The sequence below is a fragment of the Pseudomonas sp. TE3-3-F2023 genome (genome assembly GCF_036784815.1).
Lineage (GTDB): Bacteria > Pseudomonadota > Gammaproteobacteria > Pseudomonadales > Pseudomonadaceae > Aquipseudomonas > Aquipseudomonas pudica.
This window is the reverse complement of record NZ_CP145113.1, coordinates 1,013,562-1,031,973: the sequence shown is the minus strand read 5'-3', so window position 1 is coordinate 1,031,973 and position 18,412 is coordinate 1,013,562. Positions and strand designations below refer to the sequence as shown.

At 65.5% G+C, this 18,412-nt stretch carries 17 protein-coding genes; 11 read left to right on the top strand and 6 right to left on the bottom strand.

The window, feature by feature from the left end:
• Positions 1–30 precede the first annotated feature (30 nt).
• A complete protein-coding gene (locus tag V3314_RS04625) occupies positions 31–1,419 on the bottom strand; it encodes an amidase (protein ID WP_046616401.1) in 1,389 nt (462 codons plus the stop codon).
• On the bottom strand, positions 1,416–2,732 hold the full coding sequence (locus V3314_RS04620) for an MFS transporter (protein WP_046616402.1): 1,317 nt from the start codon (positions 2,730–2,732) through the stop codon (positions 1,416–1,418). The genes V3314_RS04625 and V3314_RS04620 overlap by 4 nt, the downstream gene beginning before the upstream one ends.
• A gap of 187 nt (positions 2,733–2,919) precedes the next feature.
• Here V3314_RS04620 and V3314_RS04615 point away from each other — a divergent pair, with 187 nt between their 5' ends.
• The 9 genes from V3314_RS04615 to panB are packed head-to-tail and all read left to right on the top strand — an operon-like array spanning position 2,920 to position 12,772.
• Positions 2,920–3,849 (top strand): asparagine synthetase A, encoded by a 930-nt coding sequence (locus tag V3314_RS04615; RefSeq protein ID WP_046616403.1) that lies wholly within the window; start codon positions 2,920–2,922, stop codon positions 3,847–3,849.
• A 59-nt stretch (positions 3,850–3,908) separates the two neighbouring features.
• The gene (locus V3314_RS04610) at positions 3,909–4,979 is read left to right on the top strand and encodes an LLM class flavin-dependent oxidoreductase (RefSeq protein ID WP_046616404.1); all 1,071 of its coding nucleotides are present in this window, start codon (positions 3,909–3,911) and stop codon (positions 4,977–4,979) included.
• Positions 4,972–6,195: an MFS transporter gene (locus V3314_RS04605; protein ID WP_338459961.1), complete on the top strand. Its 1,224-nt coding sequence runs from the start codon at positions 4,972–4,974 to the stop codon at positions 6,193–6,195. Before V3314_RS04610 ends, V3314_RS04605 begins: the two co-directional genes overlap by 8 nt.
• Positions 6,192–6,650 (top strand): cobalamin-dependent protein, encoded by a 459-nt coding sequence (locus V3314_RS04600; RefSeq protein WP_046616406.1) that lies wholly within the window; start codon positions 6,192–6,194, stop codon positions 6,648–6,650. Before V3314_RS04605 ends, V3314_RS04600 begins: the two co-directional genes overlap by 4 nt.
• A 34-nt stretch (positions 6,651–6,684) precedes the next feature.
• Positions 6,685–7,923 (top strand): ATP-grasp domain-containing protein, encoded by a 1,239-nt coding sequence (locus tag V3314_RS04595; RefSeq protein ID WP_046616407.1) that lies wholly within the window; start codon positions 6,685–6,687, stop codon positions 7,921–7,923.
• Positions 7,920–9,416 carry a hypothetical protein gene (locus tag V3314_RS04590; protein ID WP_338459960.1) on the top strand — a complete coding sequence of 499 codons (1,497 nt, stop codon included), beginning with the start codon at positions 7,920–7,922 and terminating at the stop codon, positions 9,414–9,416. The genes V3314_RS04595 and V3314_RS04590 overlap by 4 nt, the downstream gene beginning before the upstream one ends.
• A gap of 2 nt (positions 9,417–9,418) precedes the next feature.
• A complete protein-coding gene (locus V3314_RS04585; RefSeq protein ID WP_338459959.1) occupies positions 9,419–10,675 on the top strand; it encodes a methylaspartate mutase in 1,257 nt (418 codons plus the stop codon).
• Complete coding sequence (locus V3314_RS04580; protein ID WP_046616410.1) at positions 10,656–11,909, top strand: ATP-grasp domain-containing protein; 1,254 nt, start codon at positions 10,656–10,658, stop codon at positions 11,907–11,909. The genes V3314_RS04585 and V3314_RS04580 overlap by 20 nt, the downstream gene beginning before the upstream one ends.
• 47 nt (positions 11,910–11,956) lie before the next feature.
• Positions 11,957–12,772: a 3-methyl-2-oxobutanoate hydroxymethyltransferase gene (gene panB, locus V3314_RS04575; RefSeq protein ID WP_046616411.1), complete on the top strand. Its 816-nt coding sequence runs from the start codon at positions 11,957–11,959 to the stop codon at positions 12,770–12,772.
• Here panB and V3314_RS04570 read toward each other — a convergent pair.
• Complete coding sequence (locus V3314_RS04570; RefSeq protein ID WP_046616412.1) at positions 12,760–14,169, bottom strand: PLP-dependent aminotransferase family protein; 1,410 nt, start codon at positions 14,167–14,169, stop codon at positions 12,760–12,762. The genes panB and V3314_RS04570 overlap by 13 nt on opposite strands.
• A 270-nt stretch (positions 14,170–14,439) precedes the next feature.
• Here V3314_RS04570 and V3314_RS04565 point away from each other — a divergent pair, with 270 nt between their 5' ends.
• Positions 14,440–16,170: a dipeptidase gene (locus V3314_RS04565; RefSeq protein WP_085599909.1), complete on the top strand. Its 1,731-nt coding sequence runs from the start codon at positions 14,440–14,442 to the stop codon at positions 16,168–16,170.
• Positions 16,171–16,402: 232 nt separating this feature from the next.
• Positions 16,403–16,840, top strand: a complete 438-nt coding sequence (locus V3314_RS04560; protein WP_025337291.1) for a CBS domain-containing protein — start codon at positions 16,403–16,405, stop codon at positions 16,838–16,840.
• A 6-nt stretch (positions 16,841–16,846) separates the two neighbouring features.
• Here V3314_RS04560 and V3314_RS04555 read toward each other — a convergent pair whose 3' ends face one another.
• From V3314_RS04555 to V3314_RS04545, 3 genes are all read right to left on the bottom strand, one after another.
• Positions 16,847–17,485 carry a hypothetical protein gene (locus V3314_RS04555; protein ID WP_046616414.1) on the bottom strand — a complete coding sequence of 213 codons (639 nt, stop codon included), beginning with the start codon at positions 17,483–17,485 and terminating at the stop codon, positions 16,847–16,849.
• 69 nt (positions 17,486–17,554) lie between these two features.
• Positions 17,555–17,797, bottom strand: coding sequence for a DUF2789 domain-containing protein (locus V3314_RS04550; protein WP_085599905.1), 243 nt, complete (start codon positions 17,795–17,797; stop codon positions 17,555–17,557).
• 60 nt (positions 17,798–17,857) lie between these two features.
• Positions 17,858–18,316, bottom strand: coding sequence for a YbaK/EbsC family protein (locus V3314_RS04545; RefSeq protein ID WP_003260230.1), 459 nt, complete (start codon positions 18,314–18,316; stop codon positions 17,858–17,860).
• Positions 18,317–18,412: the final 96 nt, after the last annotated feature.

Sequence of the window (18,412 nt, the reverse complement as noted above, 5' to 3'; positions counted from 1 at the left end):
GGTGCCGCGCCTGCCTGGCACGGCATGGGGTCAATCGGGCCAGTGCCGGATCGGCCCGCGCCAGGTTTCGAAGGCTTTGGCCAGGCGCAGCAGCCAAGTGTCGGCGAAACGCGGGGCGACCATCTGCAAGCCGATGGGCATACCCTGGTCGCTGAAGCCGCAGTTGATCGACAGCGCCGGCTGCTCGCCCATATTCCAGGGCACGGTGAACACGATGTGTTCGAACGGCAGTTGCGGGTCGTTGCCGGGGGAAGCCAGCTCGGCGGGATAGGCCTGCACCTGATTGGTCGGTGACAGCAGCAAGTCGCACTGCTCGAACAGCCGCGCAGCGCGCCGGCGCATCTCGAAGGTCTGGTTGAAGCCTTCCACCGCCTCCACTGCCGTCATGTGGCGGGCCGGCTCGGCCCACTGGCGGATGTACGGCAGCACCTGGGCCAGGCGCTCGGGCGCCAGCTGGCGGAGCTCGCTCCACTGCCGCGCGCGCCAGAAGCGGTCGAGGCCGTCGAGCAGACGACGCTCCATCAATGGCGCCACCTCCACCAGCCTGGCGCCCTGCGCCTCGAACAGCCCGGCGGCGGCGCGCACCGCGGCGCAGGTCTGCGCGTCGGGCTGCAGGCCGCAACCGGGTTCAAGCAGCAGCCCCACCCGCAGGCCGCGCACGCTCACCGGGGGGAGGCCCCAGTCGAGCTCGGCCGCCGGCAGGCTGGTGGCATCACGCGGGTCCGGGCGCGCCAGCACCGCCATCATCGCCGCGCAGTCGTCTACCGTGCGGGTCATGGGCCCGGCGCAGCGGCCGGTATAATACGGGTCGATGGGTATGCGCCCGAGGGTCGGTTTGAAGCCCACCAGCGCGCACCAGCCGGCCGGCAGGCGCACCGAACCACCGATGTCGGTGCCCAGGTGAAGCGGGCCGTAGCCCGCCGCTGCCGCGGCCGCTGCCCCGGCGCTGGAGCCACCGGGGTTGAGAGCCGTGTTCCATGGGTTGCGGGTGATGCCGTGCTGGCTCGACAGGCCAGAGGACAACATGCCGAAATCCGGCACGCAGGTCTTGCCCAGCAGTACCGCGCCCGCCTCGCGCAGGCGCGCCGCCGGTGGCGCATCGGCTACTGCCAAGCGCGGCTCCAGGCCCGCGCACCCCTGCTCGAGCAGCTGCCCACGGGTGGCAATCAACGATTTCAAGGTCACCGGCACGCCATCCAGCGGCCCGAGCGGCGCGCCCCTGGCCCAACGTTGGGTGGACGCAGCGGCCTGCTCCAGCACCAGCTCAGGGGTGAACTGGCACAGTGCATTCAAGGCCGGCTCGCGGCGCTGTACATGGTCGATCAGGTACTGGTGATACTCCAGTGGCGACAGCTCGCGGCGACCATACAGCGCCGTCAGTTCGGCCACCGACAGCCACTGCAAAGGGCCGCAGCTCATTTGGCACCTACCGGCACACTGGCATTTTCGACGTCCGGTTCGCGCTGGGCGAACAGGCGCACGCAGCAGAGCCCCACTGCGCCCATGAGCACGCTGAAGCCCACCGCAACCCACTGGTTCCAGGGCATCAGGGCGATCAGCAGCAACGGTGTAACGCTCGCCCACAACGCGTAGGCGATGTTGTAGGTGACGGATATCCCCGACACACGAATGGCCGCCGGGAACAGCCCGACCATGATCGACGGCACCACTCCGACCACGCCGCAGCACAGGCCGGCCAGCGCGTAGGCCACGCCGATCAGCGGCAATTCGAAAATCAGGCTGGCGTACAGCGCCGCCACCCCGACGGGCAGCAGGGCGCTATGGATCGCCAGGGCGCGCCAGGGGCCTAGGCGGTCGGCCATGCGCCCGGCGAGAATGCAACCGATATTGAGGAAGACGATGCCCAGGCTGCTCAGGGCGAAGGTCTGGTCCGCCGGCAGTCCGAAGCGCTTCTGCATCACCGTCGGGGTAATCACCACCAGCACCACCACTGCCGAGGTCAGCAGGCAGGTCAGCAGCAGTGCCGGGGCGATGGCTCGCCGGTGTCCGCGCAGCACGGTGCGCAACGGCAGCTCCGGGTCGGCTGCGCGGCGCGCCTGCAGGGCGACGAATACCGGCGTTTCGCTGAGCCAGCGACGCAACCAGACACCGACCAGGCCAAACACACCGCCCAGGATGAACGGCAGACGCCAGCCGTGATCGAGCATCTCCTGTGGGGTGTAGACCCGCGCCAGCACCGCCGCGGTAACCGCGCCCAGCAGGTAGCCGAAGGTCAGCCCGGCCTGCAGCATGCCCAGGGCGAAGCCGCGGTGTCCGGCCGGTGCGTGCTCGGCGACGAACGCCCAGGCGCTGGGCACCTCGCCGCCTACGGCGGCGCCCTGCAGGATGCGCAGGGCCAGCAACAGCAGCGGCGCCCAGTAGCCCATCTGCGCGTAGGTCGGCATCAGGCCGATCAGCAGGCACGGCAACGCCATCAACAGGATACTCAGGCTGAACACACGCTTGCGCCCCAGGCGGTCGGCGAAGTGCGCCAGCAGAATGCCCCCCAGCGGCCGCGCCAGGTAGCCGGTGACGAATATGCCGAAGCTCTGCAGCAAGCGCAGCCATTCGGGCATGTGCGGCGGGAAGAACAGCTCGCTGAGGATCAGCGCGAAGAACACGAAGATGATGAAGTCGTAGATCTCCAACGCCCCGCCCAGCGCGGCAAGGCCCAGGGTCTTGTAGTCTGCGCGGCCGAAGCGCGTGGAAACGGGTCGAGGATGGGCCGTCATTGGCATGGGTGTCCTGTAATCGGGTAACGAAGGCGCGGCAGAACCGGTCGGGCTCATGGTCACCGTCGCAGGCGGACAGGACAATAAAAAGCGCGTCTGGGTCGCTTTTTCGCCTGAATCTGTACATTGAGTTTTGACAGCGAAAGCCAATAATCGGGCCACCTTTGACCCACAAGATGGCCCCAACATGGAAGAAATTCAGCGCCAGATCGCCGCATTTGACCACCCGGACGTCGAAGCAGTGGCCATTATCCGTGGCCGTGTGCTGCACGCCCTACAGACCTTCTTGCTTGACCGTGACTTCCGCCAGTTGTTGCCGATACTGATGTCGCCGATCACCGACCCTCTGAACCACGCGGTGTACCCGGCAGAGATCCAGTACCAGCAGCGGCGCCTGAAACTCACCGCCAGCATGATCTTCCACAAGCAGCTGGCCCTGACCGCTCGCGGCCACGAGCGCATCTTTATCGTCGCGCCGAACATCCGCCTGGAAAAGCCGGAGATCAAGGACTCCCAGCGCCACCTGCTGGAGTTCTCCCAGTTCGACTTCGAGATTCGCGGCGGCACCATGCAACAGGCCATGCAGTTGATCGAGCAGATGGTCAAACACACCCTGGACGAGGTGCGCCAACACTGCGCCGCGCAACTGGCCCAGCTGGGCCGTGAACTGCCGCGTTACGAAACCGCCTTCCCGGTGTACAGCACCGACGAACTGCAGGCCGAACTGGGCGATGACTTCGAGCGCCTGATGTCGGAAAAGGCCCATACGCCGTTCTTCATCACCAACCACCGCCGCGAGTTCTACGACCGCGAGACCCCCGGCCAACGCGGCCACTACAACAACTATGACCTGGTCTGGCCCGAGGGCTATGGCGAGGCATTGTCGGGCGCCGAACGGGAGTACGAGCACGGCCAGATCCTCTACCGCATGAACGAGCTGGACATGGACCTGACCCCGTTCGGCAACTTCCTCGAAGCAGCCCGCCAGGGGCTGCTGCACCCCAGCGCCGGCGGCGGGCTGGGCATTGAACGACTGCTGCGCTTCATCTGCGGCAAGCGCCATATCCGCGATGTCGCCCTGTTCGACCGCAGTGTCGGCAGCGACTTCCTGTTCTGAGCCCTTCACGCCCTCGCACCGGCCCGCTCTGACGGCGGGCCTTTTCCGGAGACACCCGCATGACCCCCTTGCGCATTCACTGGTGCTCGCCGCTCGACAGCGGCCAGCAGAAAGCCTCCGACAAGTACGACACCGGGCGCCTGGACTTCGCCGGTATCGTCGATTTCGCCCAGGAGGCCGACGAACTGGGCATCGACTCGCTGCTGATGGGCATCAGCTACCACATGCCCGACCCGCTGCCGATGATCGGCGCGCTGGTGCGCGAAACTCGCAACGTCAAGTTCATCCTCGCCTACCGCCCTGGGCTGCTGCACCCGACCCTGTTCACCCAGGTGGTCAACACGCTGTCTTGGATGTCCGACAAGCGCATCGCCCTGAACCTGGTGGCCGGCATCTCGCCGGACGAGCAGGCGTACTACGGTGACTACGTTGCCCACGATGGCCGCTATGCGCGCACCTGCGAGTTCATCGAGATTCTCAGGCGCTTCTGGGCCGGGGAAACGCCACTCAGCCACCATGGCGACTTCTACCAGCTGGACAAGGCCCAGCTGGGCCTCCCGTTCAAGGACCTCGAGCGGCCACGCCTGTATTTGAGCGGCGCCTCAGGCATCGCCCAGCAGGTCGCGGTATCCCACAGCGACTGCTGGCTGCGCTACGGCGACACGCCCGAAGGCATCGCCGAGGCCGCGCGCGAAGTACTCGCGGCCGGACGTTCGGTAGGCATACGCATGCACGTGCTGGCGCGTGAAACCCGCGACGAGGCACTGGCCGAGGTCGACGCGATGATGGAAAACCCCGATCAGCAGCACCGTGAATGGGTGCGCCAGTTTGTCGCCCGCTGCGACTCCGAGGCGGTCAAGACATCGTTTCGTCTGGCCGAGGGTGCCCATCACGACTGGCTGTCGCCGATGCTTTGGTCGGGGGCTGTGGCCTACCGAGGCGGCCCGGCGCTGTGCGTGGTGGGCAGCTATGAGGAAGTGGCCGCCTACCTGCTGGAGTACAAGAAGGTCGGGGTGAGCGAGTTCATCTTCTCCGGTTGGCCAACCCGCGACGAGATGCGCCGCTTCTGCCAGCATGTGCTGCCACGCTTGCGTGAACTTGAAGCCGACCTGGACCGCCAGCATGGCTGAGCACCCGCCCCTGCGCCGCTTCGGCGCCGGCCTGCTGCTGGGCCTGATGGCCGAACAGACAGTGCTGTTCGCCGTCCCGCTGATGGTCTACCAGTTCACCGGCAGCTTGCGTTATTCCGGGCTGGTGTTCGCCCTGGAATGGCTGCCGGCGCTGCTCGCCTACCCGTTCGCCGGGGTGCTGGCGGACCGTGTCGGCGGGCGCAATCTGTTGCAGTGGGCCAACGTGCTGCGCGCCGCCAGCCTGGGGCTGACCGTGCTGTGCTGCAGCCTGGCGCCGGCCCTGACGGTCTGGGCGCTGGCGGCCAACGGCGTACTGCTGTCGCTGCTGATGGCTCCGGTGCGCATGGCCGTGGAGCGCACCGTGCCGCAGGTGGCGCCGGCCGAGCGCCTGGCCCACACCCAGTCGCTGGTGCAGAACATGGAGCTGCTGGCGCAGGTGCTGGGCCCGGCCTGCGCCGCCGCGCTGGTGCTGTACAGCGGCAAGCTGGCGCTGCTGGGCCTGGCCGCCGCCGCGCTGCTGCTGGCAGCACTGTGCTGGCGCGGTCTGCCCAACGCCCACGCCGACAGTGCTCGGCAACCTGTGCTCGCCGCCCTGCGCCAGGGCTGGCAGTTGCTGCTGGGTAACCCGCCGATCATCAGCCTGGCGCTGCTGAACTTCAGCATCAACCTGGCCTTCGCCTGCGTGCTCAGCGCCAATGCCTTCGTCGTCAGCGACGTGTTCCAGGCCACTGACGGTGCCTTCGGCCTGATCAACAGCGCCGCCGGGGCTTTGGGCCTGCTGAACTTCCTGCTGGTGCCATGGTTGCTGACAAGACTGTCGATCCACCAGGTGGGCGCGCTGGGTTTCGCCGTGCTGTGCGGCGGGATCCTGGCCATGGGCATGGCCAACGGCGTACTCGCCTACGGTGCCAGCTTCGTCCTGGCCATGGCCGGCTGCACCCTGTTCAACGTGTTCAACCGCACCCAGCGGATCAAGGTGATCCCGCGCAAGCACCTGGGCAAGGTAATGGGCCCTTTCTACCTGCTCAACCTGGCGTCCTACCCCCTGGGCGGCCTGCTCAGCGCCAGCATCGGCCAACTCTACGGCATCCAGGGCCTGATCCTCGCCCTGGGCCTGCTGCTGAGCGTGCCGGGCGCCCTGCTGTTCCACCTGACCACGCGGCGCCTGAACGCCGCACTGGGCACTGACAACCCAGCCATGGAGGCATCCCGATGAAAAGCCAACACCTGTGCCTGCTGGCCACGGTCGAATCCGACTCGCACATGTGGAACCTGGTGTACCTGCAACTGTGGCTGGGCGAGCGCGGCCTGGAGGTGAAGAACCTGGGCAGCTGCACCCCGGTCCAGGCCGTGCTCGACGCCGTCGACCAGCACCGACACGCGCATCTGCTGGTGATCAGCAGTGTCAACGGCCACGGCTACTCCCAAGGACTGGCACTGATCCGCGCACTGCGCCAGCACCACCCGCACCTGCACGTCGTGATTGGCGGCAAGCTGACCACCTCCGAGGCGCAGACCCGTGCGGTCCGCGAGGAGCTGCTGGCTGCCGGGTACGACGCGGTGTTCACCGAGGCCGACGCCCTCGACGCCTTTCAGCGCCACCTCGATCACCTGGCCCAGGCCCGTCACTCGCTGGTGCTCGGCACCGGCGACGTGACGCACTGGACCTGAGCCCCCTTCTGTTGCCCGAACAAGGAACGAACCCATGCATATCGTGATCGTCAACCGCTGGCCGCGCTTCCACGACGGCCAGCGCTGGGACAACGAACTGACCCGCTACGAAGCCTTCTTCGATCACCATGCCCACCGCATCAGTTATGTGGTCGACGGCCCCGGCGCGCTCGGCGTGCTGACGCCGCGCGAGCAGATCGCCCACATGGTGCAGGTCGAGGACGTGAACCAGTACCCACAGTTGCTGGCCGCAGTGACTGAAGTGATCGAACGGGTCGGCCCGGTCGACCTGCTGATCGCCTTGTCCGAATTCACCCTCGAAATCGCCGCCCAGGTGCGCCAGGCACTGAACATTCCCGGCCATGGGCCGGACGAAGTGGGCGTGTACCGCGACAAGGCTCGGATGAAACACGTACTGCAAGAGCATGGCCTGGCCGTGCCGGCCTTCACCCGCTGCCATAACCTGGAACACACCCTGGACTTCGCCAACGCAACCGGCTACCCACTGATCGTCAAGCCGGTGGACGGCGCCGCCAGCATCGGCGTGGTGCGGGTCGATGACGAGCGCCAGCTGTTGGCCGCGCTCGACGGCGTCGACCTGGCGCGCCACGAAGTGGAGGCCTTCGTCGAGGGCCAGGTATACCACGTCGACGGCTACACCGACGCAACCGGTCAGGTGCCGTTCCAGGCCGTGTCGCGCTACCTCAACAGTTGCCTGGACTTCGCCCGGCACCAGCCGTTGGGCTCGGTGTTGCTGCAGGCATCGCCGTTGCGTACGCGCATCGCCGACTTCAGTCGCCAGTGCCTGCAGGCGCTGGGGCTGCGCGACACCGCGTTCCACCTGGAGCTGTTCGTGTGCGAGGACGGTCGCCTGGTATTCCTGGAAGTGGGTGCGAGGGTTGGCGGCAGCGAGGTGCCACACCTGATCAACCGGGTGTTCGGCGTCAATCTCTATGAGCACTGGCTGAAGAACCTGCTCGGCGAGCCTGCCACCCTGCCCGGCCAGGACAGCGACCCCAGCGGCGGCTGGCTGATCATCCCCAAGCCGCGGCAACTGCCGTGCACAGTGCTAGAGGCACCGTCGCAGCGTACCCAGGTCGCTTCGCTTTGGCGCGAGTTGCTGCCCCAGCCCGGCGAGGTGCTGGAGGCCGGCGGCGGCTACGACGCGCTGCAGGGCGGACGTTTCATTTTCACCGGTAGCGACCAGGCCGGCATCGAGCGAGACATCCGACACGTCATCGAACACTACCGCCTGGAGACGCAACCAGCATGAACCACGCCGCACGTACCAAACACGACGACGCCGCGCTGCTGGCCCGGCTGACCCCTTACCTGAGCGCCAACGACCAGAACGCCGTGCGCGTGTTCGGCGAACGCCTGATCGAGGCCGCCGGAGGTCTGGCAGGCCTGGCCGACTACCGCCTGATGGTCGCCTACGGCGGAGGCAAGGACAGCTCCTATACCGTGTCGCTGCTGCGCGCGACCCAGCTGCACCTGGCCATCACCCATGGTCGCACCTTCCACCTGCGCATCGCCAACATGCGTCATGCAGGGGTGGCCGACGCGGTGATGGCCAACATCGACCGGGTCTACCATGCCCTGGCGCTGTACGGCGACGCGCGGGTCGAGATGCTGGTGGTCGACCACCGGCAGATCCGCCCGTTCGAACGCCACCTGCCCTTCCCCAGCCAGGTGAAGGCGATGAACCGCTTCGACGTGCTGATGAACGGCCACCGCACCGCCGGCGACGGTCGCCCGACCTTTTGCAACAGCTGCAACCTTGCGGTGGCCGACTTCTTCGGCCGCGCCGCCTGGTGGCAGGGTGGCGTCGACGCGGTGGTCACCGGCGACTCGCGCAAGGAACAGAAGCACTACTTTACCTGGATCATGCGCCTGGCCGAACGCCTGGGGCTGAACGTCGAGGCCTGCCGCCGCCAAGGCTTTCGCGGGCTGCTGCAGGCGCTGGACGGTATCGCCCAGGCCTACTTCATCGAACTGCTCGGCGAAGGCTTCGACGCCGCACTTGACGAGCGTCGGGTCAGTACCGGCAATGCCGGCGGGGAACCTGCGTTCATCAGCATCTACGACCTGGTGAGCTACCGGGTCGACGACCACTGGGAGCTGATCACCGAGTTTCTCGGCTTCCGTTTCGAAGAGCTGGCGTTCAGCTTCACCGAGTCGGACTGCGCCAACCCGATGCTCATGGCGCACCTGCGCGGGCTCAAGGCCGAGCAGGTGCAGGGACGCAGCTACGACGATGGCCTGGCCGAATACCTGGAACTGGCCCAGGCCTTGATGCGCAAGAAGGAAATGCCCGATCGTCTTATCGAGCTGGCCCTGGCGCCCTACGCCGGCGCCGCCGGCATGGCCAACCGGCGCGCCCTGGCCGACAGCTTCGCCCGCTCGGCTTTTGACCTCGACGAAGAGCAGCTTGTCTGCATGCAGTTCTCGCCCTTCGTCAGCCATGGCCGTGACCTTGCGCTATACCTGAGCCTGCGTCATCCTCAGATGGTCGGGCGCCTGGAAGACCTGCACGCGCTGCTTGACGGCCAGGCCGAGGACGAGATGCTCGGTCAATGGCTCGGAGAGGTCAGCGGCCTGCCGCTGGCGGCTTTGCGCAGCCTTTACCGGCACGCGCCCATCGATTTCGACAGCGATGCCTCGCTGATCGCCCGAGTGCGCGCCGGCGACCCACACAAGGGCCGGATCGTGCGTCACGATCCGATCACCGGTGAACAGGTGGTCGAACTGGTGTCGGGGCGTTGACCATGGCCAGCACCAGTACCAGCCACTTCCAGCGCTTCATCGAACGCGCCCGGGAGCGCGGGCAGCTCGTGGTGCAGCCGCGCATGGGTTTCGCCGACATCTCCAGCATGCGTGCTGGCCTGGAGGCCGTGGCTCGTCAGCCGGGCGCCCTGGGCACCATCACCCTCGACAGCTACACCCGTGTCGGCGATTACCAGAGCGCCCTGCGCTGCCTCAACGACGGCAGCCCGCTCAATGGCTTTCCCATCGTCAGCCACCCTCTGGAAGCCCTGCGCGGCATGCTCGACGGCCTCTACGGCGAGCACTTTCCGATCCAGGTACGCCATGGGACGGCCCAGCCGCAGAACATCTTCAAGCGCATGGCCGCAGTTGGCCTGGATGCCACCGAAGGCGGCCCTGTGTCCTACTGCATGCCCTACAGCCGCTTGCCGCTTCTGCGTGCGGTGGACGCCTGGGGACAAAGTTGCCGTGCACTGGCCGAGGGCACCGCGCATGGCCATATCGAGAGCTTCGGCGGCTGCCTGCTGGGCCAGTTGTGCCCACCCTCGATGCTGCTGGCGGTCGGCCTGCTCGAAGCCATGTTCTTTCGCCAGTACGGCATCCGCAGCGTGTCGCTGAGCTATGCCCAGGGCACCTGCATGGCCCAGGACCAAGGCGCGCTGCGCGCCTTGCGCCAGTTGGCGGCGCACTACCTGGGCGATATCCACTGGCACGTGGTGGTGTACACCTACATGGGCGTGTTCCCCTGCACCGAACATGGTGCCCGCCGGTTGATCGTCGACAGCGCCCGCCTGGCCCAGGCCACCGGCTGCGAACGGCTGATCGTCAAGACCGTGGCCGAAGCCCGACAGATTCCTTCGGTGCGCGACAACCTTCAGGCGCTGGACATGGCCAGCAGCAGCGCGGCGCAGGCGCCAGCGGCGCTCGATCCTGCCAACCAGGGCTATTACGAGGAAATCCTGATGGAAACCAGGCAACTGGTCGACGCCGTGCTCGACCTGCACGCCGACCTGGGCATTGCGCTGCTGCAGGCCTTCGCCCGAGGCTTGCTGGATATTCCCTACTGCCTGCACTCCGACAACGCCGGCCGCGCCACCACCCTGATCGACGACCACGGTGCGCTGCGCTGGGCCACCCTGGGCGGCCTGCCGCTTGCGCGTAGCCACGCGGCAGGCAACGCCGAACGCGGCGTGCGCGCCGACCAACTGTTCCAGATGCTGCACTACATGGTGAACCGTTATGACCAACCCTTGCATTGAACCGGGCCAGCGCCCACTGGTACTGGTGGACGCCTACTCCACCGGGGCCTTTCTCGCTCGTGCCCTGGCCGAGCACCGCCCGCTGCTGCACGTGAGCTCGCGACGGGACATGCCGGCCGCCTTCGCCGCCAGCTGCCCGCAGGCCCTGTTCGCCCAGCGCTACCAACTGCACGAGGTCGGCTTCGAGCCACTGTGTCAGGTGCTGGCGGCCCAGCACCCCGAAGCCGTGCTGACCGGCAGCGAGTTCGGCGTTGAGCTGGCCGACCGCCTGGCCGCCACCCTTGGCCTGCCGGGCAACGACCCGGCGCTGTCGGCAGCGCGCCGCGACAAGGCGCTGATGGCCGAACAGGTGGCCGCCGCAGGTTTGCCGGTGGCAGCGCAATTGCGCACCGGCAGCGCCGAGCAGGCCTGCGCCTGGTTTCAGGCCCAGGGTGCGCGGCCGGTGGTGGTCAAGCCCCTGGACAGCGCCGGCTCCGACCAGGTGTTCATCTGCCGCAACGCCAGCCAGCTCCGCGATGCCGCCGACGCCATCCTCGGCGGCACCAACCTGATGATGTGCGACAACCATGAAGTGCTGGTGCAGGAGTACCTCGAAGGGGACGAGTACGTGATCAACACCGTCAGCCACCAAGGCCGGCACTGGCTCAGCGATGCCTGGCGCTGCACCAAGACCCTGAGCGAGGATGGGCGAAAGATCTACGACAGCGAATACCTGCTGGCCCCCGACGACCCGTGCCTGGAGGCCCTGGTCGGCTATGTCGAGGGCGTGCTCGATGCCCTGGCCATCGGTGAAGGTCCGGCGCACACCGAGGTGATCCTCACCGCCGACGGGCCACGCCTGCTGGAAACCGGCGCGCGCCTGTCCGGCCTGGCCAACCCACCCGCGCTGCAGGCAGCCACTGGCGCCGACCAGGTCAGCCTGACTGTCGAGGCCTGCCTGAACCCAACGCGCTTGCTGCAGCGCTCACGGCGCTATCGTCAGCTGCAGGCGGCCTGCACCCTCAACCTGATCGCCCGTGGCCAGGGTAGCTTCGACCTGGGCCGGGTAACCTCGCACCTCGACCAGCTGGCCTCTTACCACAGCGCCCGCTGGCGTTTCAGCGACGGCCGCGCCCTGGCGCCGACCGTCGACCTCAACAGTTCGCCGGGGGCCGTGTTCATGGTCCATCCGCAACCTGACCGCATCCGCCAGGACCAACTCGCCTGGCGGACGTGGGAGCAAGACTTGCTGTAACCGGGAGCCCCGATTACCGGGGCCGTTTCACCACTGAGGAGACACTGATGAGCACGCATATCCGTAACGGACGAATGACTGTCCCGCAACTGGTGGCCATGAAAGGCCGTCAGAAGATCGTCTCGCTGACGGCATACTCCAGCGCGATTGCCCAGGTAATCGACCCCTTGGTCGACTTCATCCTGGTCGGTGACTCCACCGCAATGGTCGGCTACGGCCGCAGTTCTACTCTGGGCATGCGCCTGGACGAGACCATCGCCCATACCCGCGCGGTGGTCGACAGCACGCGCCTGGCCTGCGTGATCGCCGACATGCCGTTCGGCAGCTACCAGGAGAGCCCCGAGCAGGCGTTTCGCAACTGCGCCGAGGTGCTTGCCCGTACCGGCTGCGCCGGGGTGAAACTGGAAGTCAACCAGGTGCTGGCCGGCACCGTTGAATTTCTGGTCGAGCGCGGTGTGCCGGTGATGGCGCACATCGGCCTGATGCCGCAGTTCGTCAACGTCATGGGCGGCTACAAGGCCCAGGGCATGAGCTCGGAAAGCGGCGCGGCACTGATGGCCGATGCACGCGCCAACCTGCGGGCGGGCGCCTTCGCGCTGCTGCTCGAAGGCGTCGCCGAGCCGGTGGCCCGGGCCATAACCGAGGCCAGCGACAAGCCAACCATCGGTATCGGCGCCTCCCCGGCCTGCGACGGCCAGGTGCTGGTTACCGAGGACCTGCTGGGCCTGGGGGGTGAGCATGTGCCACGCTTCGTCAAGCAGTATGCCGACGTCGCCGGTGTGATTCGCAAGGCGTGCACACACTTCGCAGACGAGGTGCGTGACGGCACCTTCCCGACGCTTGAGCACTGCTACGGCGTCTGAGCCTCGTCCTGGATCGCCTTGACCAGGCGCTGCAGCGCCTGGGGAATGTCCTTGCTCCAGTCTAGCGTGTAGCACAAGCGCAGATGGCTACGCCACAGGCCTCGCTGACTGAAGATTTCCCCGGGCGCGATGACGATGCGCTGGCTCAGCAGGCGCTGGAATACCCGGCGCATTTCCACCGGCCGGGTCGCTTCCAGCCACAGGCTGGCCCCGCCCTGGGGCGCGGCCCAGCGCAGGTAACCCTGGCCGTGGAGCTCCAGCAGGCCCTGCATGTGCTGCATGCGTTCGCGCAGCATGGCGCGCAGCAACTGCAAGTGCTGGTCAACCCGGCGCGAGGTGTACATCTTGGCGATGGCCTTCTGGCGTATCGGCGACAGGCGAAAGGCACGTTCCAGAAACAGCTGCTGCAACTGCTCGGTTTGGCGCCGACACAGCAGGTATCCATAGGGCGCCTCGGATCCAATGACTTTGTCGAGCGTGGAAAACACCAGCAAGCGGTTGGGGTCGGCGAAGTCACGATAGCGGGCCGGCGAGGCCTCAAAGCAGAACTCACCGTAGCCATCGTTCTCGAACAGCCACACATCCCGCTCGGCCAGCCAGCGGGAGATCTGCCGCTTGTCCGTGGCTGGCATCAACCCGCCCTGGGGCACATTGGTGGCCGACGACAGCACCGCCAGGCGCACGGGCTGGGCATGCAGCAACTCACGGAACTGCTCCAGGTCGAAACGGCCGTCGGCGCGCAAAGGCACCTCGACGATGGTCATGCGCGCAGCCAGCAACTGCCGCAGCACCGCCCAGGAACAAGGCGACTCGACCAGCGCCACCTGGCCTTCCAGACCCAGGGCGCGCAGCGACAGCTCGAGGATGCTGCGCAGGTCCGAGCCGATGAACACATGCTCGGCATGCCAGTAGCGCTGGGGCGAGCGAGTATAGCGGTCGGCCAGCACACCGCGCAGCTCCGGCTCGCCGAACGGCTGGTACAGCGGCGCATGGGAGCGGGGGTACTGGCGCGCCAGTTCACGCTCGATCATCAGCAGCGGTTTCTCCAGCGACAGCAGCATGGCCGGCGCGTCGCTGCTCAGGGCCAGCATGCCGGGCTGGCGGGCGCTGGAGAACACCGTATCGAGCAGGCTGGGTGAACATTCGCCGTGCAGCGGCGTCTTGCTGGCTCGGGTGAAATAACCGTGCCTGGGCCTTGCGTACACCCGGCCCTCGTCTTCGAGCAGCGAATAGGCGTACTTGGTGGAGGACACCGACACGTTCAGGCGCTGGGCCAGCTGACGCAACGACGGCAGGCGCTGTTCAACGTCCGACGGTGAGGCCTCGATCCAATCGAGCAGGTACCGGTACACGGCCTGGTAGGTGTAGTGGGACTTGGTGTTGTTGTCTGCTTCCATACTCACGGGGTCACTGGTGAAAAAGCGCAGGCACAGGTTACACGCGAATCCCGCGCGCTGCGCTACGCCCCGGGCTGCAGGTAAGAACCCTGCTCAGGACGGGACAAAAGCACAGAAAGGCCCCGGCAACTCGCCCGGGGCTTTTTCGTTTGTGCGACATGTCGCGTTTCTGGCACTCCCGTGCCATGGGTCATTGGTGTTAGCGTGGGCGTCTTCCCGTTTCCCAACGGGTAACCCACAACAATGATTGGCGAAGGAATGCGCACAACCATGCACCTGAAAAAACTTACCGCCACCACCCTGCTGCTGGCCAGCATCGGCCTGTTCACCCAACCGGCACAGGCCAACCTTACCCAGCAGCAGTCCGCGGCCATCGTCAAAGCCTTCGACGGCAGCGACCCAAGCGACTTCAAGCAGTTCCTCGGCAAGCTCAAAGGCAGCGACCTGGCCAAGGCCGACAACCTCGAGGCAACGCTCGATGCCTACCTGGCCGGCAAGCCACTGGCCGCCGAGCAGCAGAACGAAATCAACCGCCTGCTCGGCCTGTACACCCGCATCAAGTACGGCAAGGCCGCCAGCGAAACCCTGCGTGAACTGGTGGCCATCCCCACCTTCAACGTCGAAGGCACACCTCAGCACGAAAACCCCGAATTCCTCAGGATCGCTGACAAGATCAAGGCCCTTGCCGAGAGCTTCGGCCTGGCATTCCGCAACATCGACAATCGGGTATACGAGATTTCGCTGGGCAGCGGCAAGGAAGTGGTCGGCATCCATGCCCACGCCGACGTGGTGCCGGTCAACCCGGACAACTGGAAGCTGGCCGATGGCACGCGCCTGGACCCGTTCAAGGTCACCCTGGTCGGTGACCGCATGTACGGCCGCGGCACCGAAGACGACAAGAACGGCATTGTCGTTGCGATGTACGCGCTGAAAGTGGCCAAGGACGAAAACCTGCCGCTGGCCCGCCAGTTCAAGCTGCTGATAGACACCACTGAAGAAACCAGCGGTGATGCCATCCCCTACTACTTCGAGCGCAACCCCACGCCCGACTACAACCTGGCCCTCGATGGCGGCTACCCGGTGGTCATCGCCGAGAAAGGCTACGGCACGATCATGGCCAGCTTCAGCAAGCGCCAGGCCAGTGGCAAGGGTGCCGAGATCGTCAACCTGACCGGCGGCCTGGCCACCAACCAGATCCCGACCACCTCGGTCGCGACCCTGGTCACCGACAACCCGGCGAAGCTGGCCAGCCAGCTGGAAAAAGCCGGCGCCGATTACGTGAAGCGCAATGGCGGCGACTTCAGCATCGCTGCCAAGGCCGATGGCAAGCAGGTATTGCTCACCGTGACCGGCGTTTCCGCCCACTCTTCGGAGCCGGAGTCCGGGGTCAACCCGGTGGCGCGCATGCTTGGTTTCATCAACGGCCTGGGCAAGGATGTACCACTCAAGCACAACCACTTCACCGATGCCGCCCGCTATGCCGACGACAACTGGGGCCTGGACTACCTGGGCAACAAGCTCGGCGTGGCCTTCAAGGATTCGTTCATGGGCCCGCTTACCGCCTCGCTGACCTTTGTCGGGGTGGATGAAAAAGGCCTGAAACTGGCGGTGAACCTGCGCATTCCGAAAGGCAAGCCAATTGCCACGATCAAGGACGAGCTGGCTGACAAACTGGGCAAATGGACCCGGCAGAGCCATACCTCGGTGGCCTTCGACTACAGCCTGGACGAGCCGATGTACCGCAACCCCGAGGGCGAATGGGTCAAGGCCTTGCTTGACGTGGCTACCGAGAACCTGGGCATGAAGCACGAGTTTGGTACCTCGGCGGGCGCCACCTCGGTACATGACCTGCCTAACGGCGTGCAGTTCGGCCTGGCCATGCCGGATGTGAAGTACACCGGGCACAACGACAACGAGTTCAAGACCGTGGAACAGTTCATGCTGGACTTGCAGGTGGTGAGCGAGATGGTGGCGCGGATCGGGCAGATGCCGAAGCTCTGATTGACTGTTACCGGCCTCTTCGCGGGCACGCCCGCTCCCGCAGGAATTACGCAACGATCGAAGTAGGTGCGATACCTGTGGGAGCGGGCATGCCCGCGAAGAGGCCGGTACAGGCGATCACCAATGACGTTTTTCAATCGACTCGATGCCGTTTCCTGCATTGCCGTGCAGAGCGCCGTACCGGATGCTTTATTTACTCCGAGACATCGCTTTTTCCCCAGCAGAGGCCCGTATGAAGACCGTCGAACAAATCCTCAAGACCAAGTCCCAGCACCAGACCGTATACACCATCGGCCCGGATGACTCGGTACTCGACGCCCTGAAGCTGCTGGCGGAGAAAAACGTCGGTGCGCTACCGGTGGTCGAGGCCAACCAGGTGGTGGGTATCGTCAGTGAACGGGACTATGCGCGAAAGCTGGTGCTCAAAGGCCGCTCGTCTGCCGCTACCCCCGTGCGCGAGATCATGAGTGCTCCGGTGGTCACCGTGGAACCGAAGCAGAACCTCGAGTACTGCATGAACCTGATGACCAACCGCCACCTGCGCCACCTGCCGGTGGTCAGCAATGGCGAGCTGCTGGGCCTGCTGTCGATCGGTGACCTGGTAAAGGAAACCATCGCTGAACAAGCAAACCTGATTCTGAAACTGGAGCAATACATCCGCGGTGAATGAAGCACCTCAATGGTAGGCGCGCTCCAGTTCGTCCAGCTGATGGTCGAAGCTGCGCAGGCGCGCCGACCAGGTGTACACCAGCACTTCCAGGTCCCGGTTGAGTACGGCGGTGTTGCCATGGCCGCTGCGGGTTGGCTCGCCCAAATCCAATTGGTAGCGTTCACGGGCCATGGCCTGGGCCACGCTGGACAGGTCACGGGCATTGGCCAGCCAGTGGTGATGGTGGTCGTGAACTTCGCGGTCGAGCAAGCGGCACTGGCGTTTCAGGGCATCCAGGCTCTGCTCCAGCGGGGTGCCCTTGAGCTCGCCCATGACCTCTTCGAAGGTGCGCCCCGAATGCCAGTAGCTGCCCCAGAAGTAGCGGTCGAACACCGTCTCGACGCGGCGCAGCGCGACCTTGGTGTTCCAGATGGTCAGCAATGTTCGCCCCTGCACCACCTCGCGCTTGTTCAGGTGCAGTTGCTGCCAGGCGATCCAGGCCAGCGCGACCAGTGCAACCGCCACAGTGACAGCGGCAGCGGCGTACAGGAAGTGCACTGCCTGGTTCATCTGTTGCGTTTGCCTGATGCCGTAGAAATAACTGGCCGTCAAGGTGCCCAGGATCGTCACGGAGCACCAGAAACCTGGTGCGTAGGGATCTTTCATCGCGCTATCCCCTTGTTGTTTTCCTGAGCATAGCAACGGCCAATCACTCGTCAGGCACCACTCGGCGCTTTATTTTTTACGCAGGTGCAGCGCCTCGTTCAGTTGGTCGATCATCGGAATCCAGTCGTCATCAGCGATGTACTTCTCTTTCAGGAAAGCGCGCTGGGAATCGTTCCAGAAAGGTGCATCAACCAGCTTTACATCATCGTCGAGCGGCGAATGGGTGCTGATGAAACGGTCGATTTCGACCGGATCGTCAGACAGCCCCAGCTGTTTGAAAATCTCGGACAAAGGATGAATCGGCTTTTCCATGGTTCCTCCTCGTCGCCAGACCGGTCGTCGACGATGCCGGCCCGGCATGGGTTGAGAGCATCAGCTGAGCTCACGCACTTCGGCGCGCGGCACCAGCTTCAGATATTGCTCCATGCTCATGTGAATCAGATGATCATGATCACCTGCCTCCAGATAGACATCGCCTTGGCGGGTAAGACTCGAATCAAGCAGCATCTTTATCTGGTAGGCATCGCCGAGCGCCGGCACGGCACCGCGCTCGCAGTCACCGAACAGGCTCGGCAGGCCGCTTTCACGGGTCAGTTGCCAGGCCCCGGACATGCGCACCTTGGTCATGTCCAGATGCCGGTTGGCCGGTAGCACGGCCATGATGTAGTTGCCATGACGGTCATCGAGCATCACCGACTTGGCGACCCGCTCGGCGGGTACGCCGGCCGTACGGGCCGACTCCAGGCTGGTGGCTGAATGGGGATGGGGAATGATGTCGTAATCGCAGTTGGCCTTGTCCAGGCGATCCTGCAGGGTCTTTGCCATACGCATGATGCACCTCCGGTTTCGCCCCCCAATTTCCAATTTTAGGCCGGGTACCAGCAGGCAGGGCTAAACTTGTGCAATAGAGGCAAACGAGGTGACGAC

Coding starts and splice junctions, on each gene's coding strand:
- V3314_RS04625 (WP_046616401.1), bottom strand. CDS start 1,419: ATGAGCTGCGGCCCTTTGCAGTGGCTGTCGGTGGCCGAACTGACGGCG.
- V3314_RS04620 (WP_046616402.1), bottom strand. CDS start 2,732: ATGACGGCCCATCCTCGACCCGTTTCCACGCGCTTCGGCCGCGCAGAC.
- V3314_RS04615 (WP_046616403.1), top strand. CDS start 2,920: ATGGAAGAAATTCAGCGCCAGATCGCCGCATTTGACCACCCGGACGTC.
- V3314_RS04610 (WP_046616404.1), top strand. CDS start 3,909: ATGACCCCCTTGCGCATTCACTGGTGCTCGCCGCTCGACAGCGGCCAG.
- V3314_RS04605 (WP_338459961.1), top strand. CDS start 4,972: ATGGCTGAGCACCCGCCCCTGCGCCGCTTCGGCGCCGGCCTGCTGCTG.
- V3314_RS04600 (WP_046616406.1), top strand. CDS start 6,192: ATGAAAAGCCAACACCTGTGCCTGCTGGCCACGGTCGAATCCGACTCG.
- V3314_RS04595 (WP_046616407.1), top strand. CDS start 6,685: ATGCATATCGTGATCGTCAACCGCTGGCCGCGCTTCCACGACGGCCAG.
- V3314_RS04590 (WP_338459960.1), top strand. CDS start 7,920: ATGAACCACGCCGCACGTACCAAACACGACGACGCCGCGCTGCTGGCC.
- V3314_RS04585 (WP_338459959.1), top strand. CDS start 9,419: ATGGCCAGCACCAGTACCAGCCACTTCCAGCGCTTCATCGAACGCGCC.
- V3314_RS04580 (WP_046616410.1), top strand. CDS start 10,656: ATGACCAACCCTTGCATTGAACCGGGCCAGCGCCCACTGGTACTGGTG.
- panB (WP_046616411.1), top strand. CDS start 11,957: ATGAGCACGCATATCCGTAACGGACGAATGACTGTCCCGCAACTGGTG.
- V3314_RS04570 (WP_046616412.1), bottom strand. CDS start 14,169: ATGGAAGCAGACAACAACACCAAGTCCCACTACACCTACCAGGCCGTG.
- V3314_RS04565 (WP_085599909.1), top strand. CDS start 14,440: ATGCACCTGAAAAAACTTACCGCCACCACCCTGCTGCTGGCCAGCATC.
- V3314_RS04560 (WP_025337291.1), top strand. CDS start 16,403: ATGAAGACCGTCGAACAAATCCTCAAGACCAAGTCCCAGCACCAGACC.
- V3314_RS04555 (WP_046616414.1), bottom strand. CDS start 17,485: ATGAAAGATCCCTACGCACCAGGTTTCTGGTGCTCCGTGACGATCCTG.
- V3314_RS04550 (WP_085599905.1), bottom strand. CDS start 17,797: ATGGAAAAGCCGATTCATCCTTTGTCCGAGATTTTCAAACAGCTGGGG.
- V3314_RS04545 (WP_003260230.1), bottom strand. CDS start 18,316: ATGCGTATGGCAAAGACCCTGCAGGATCGCCTGGACAAGGCCAACTGC.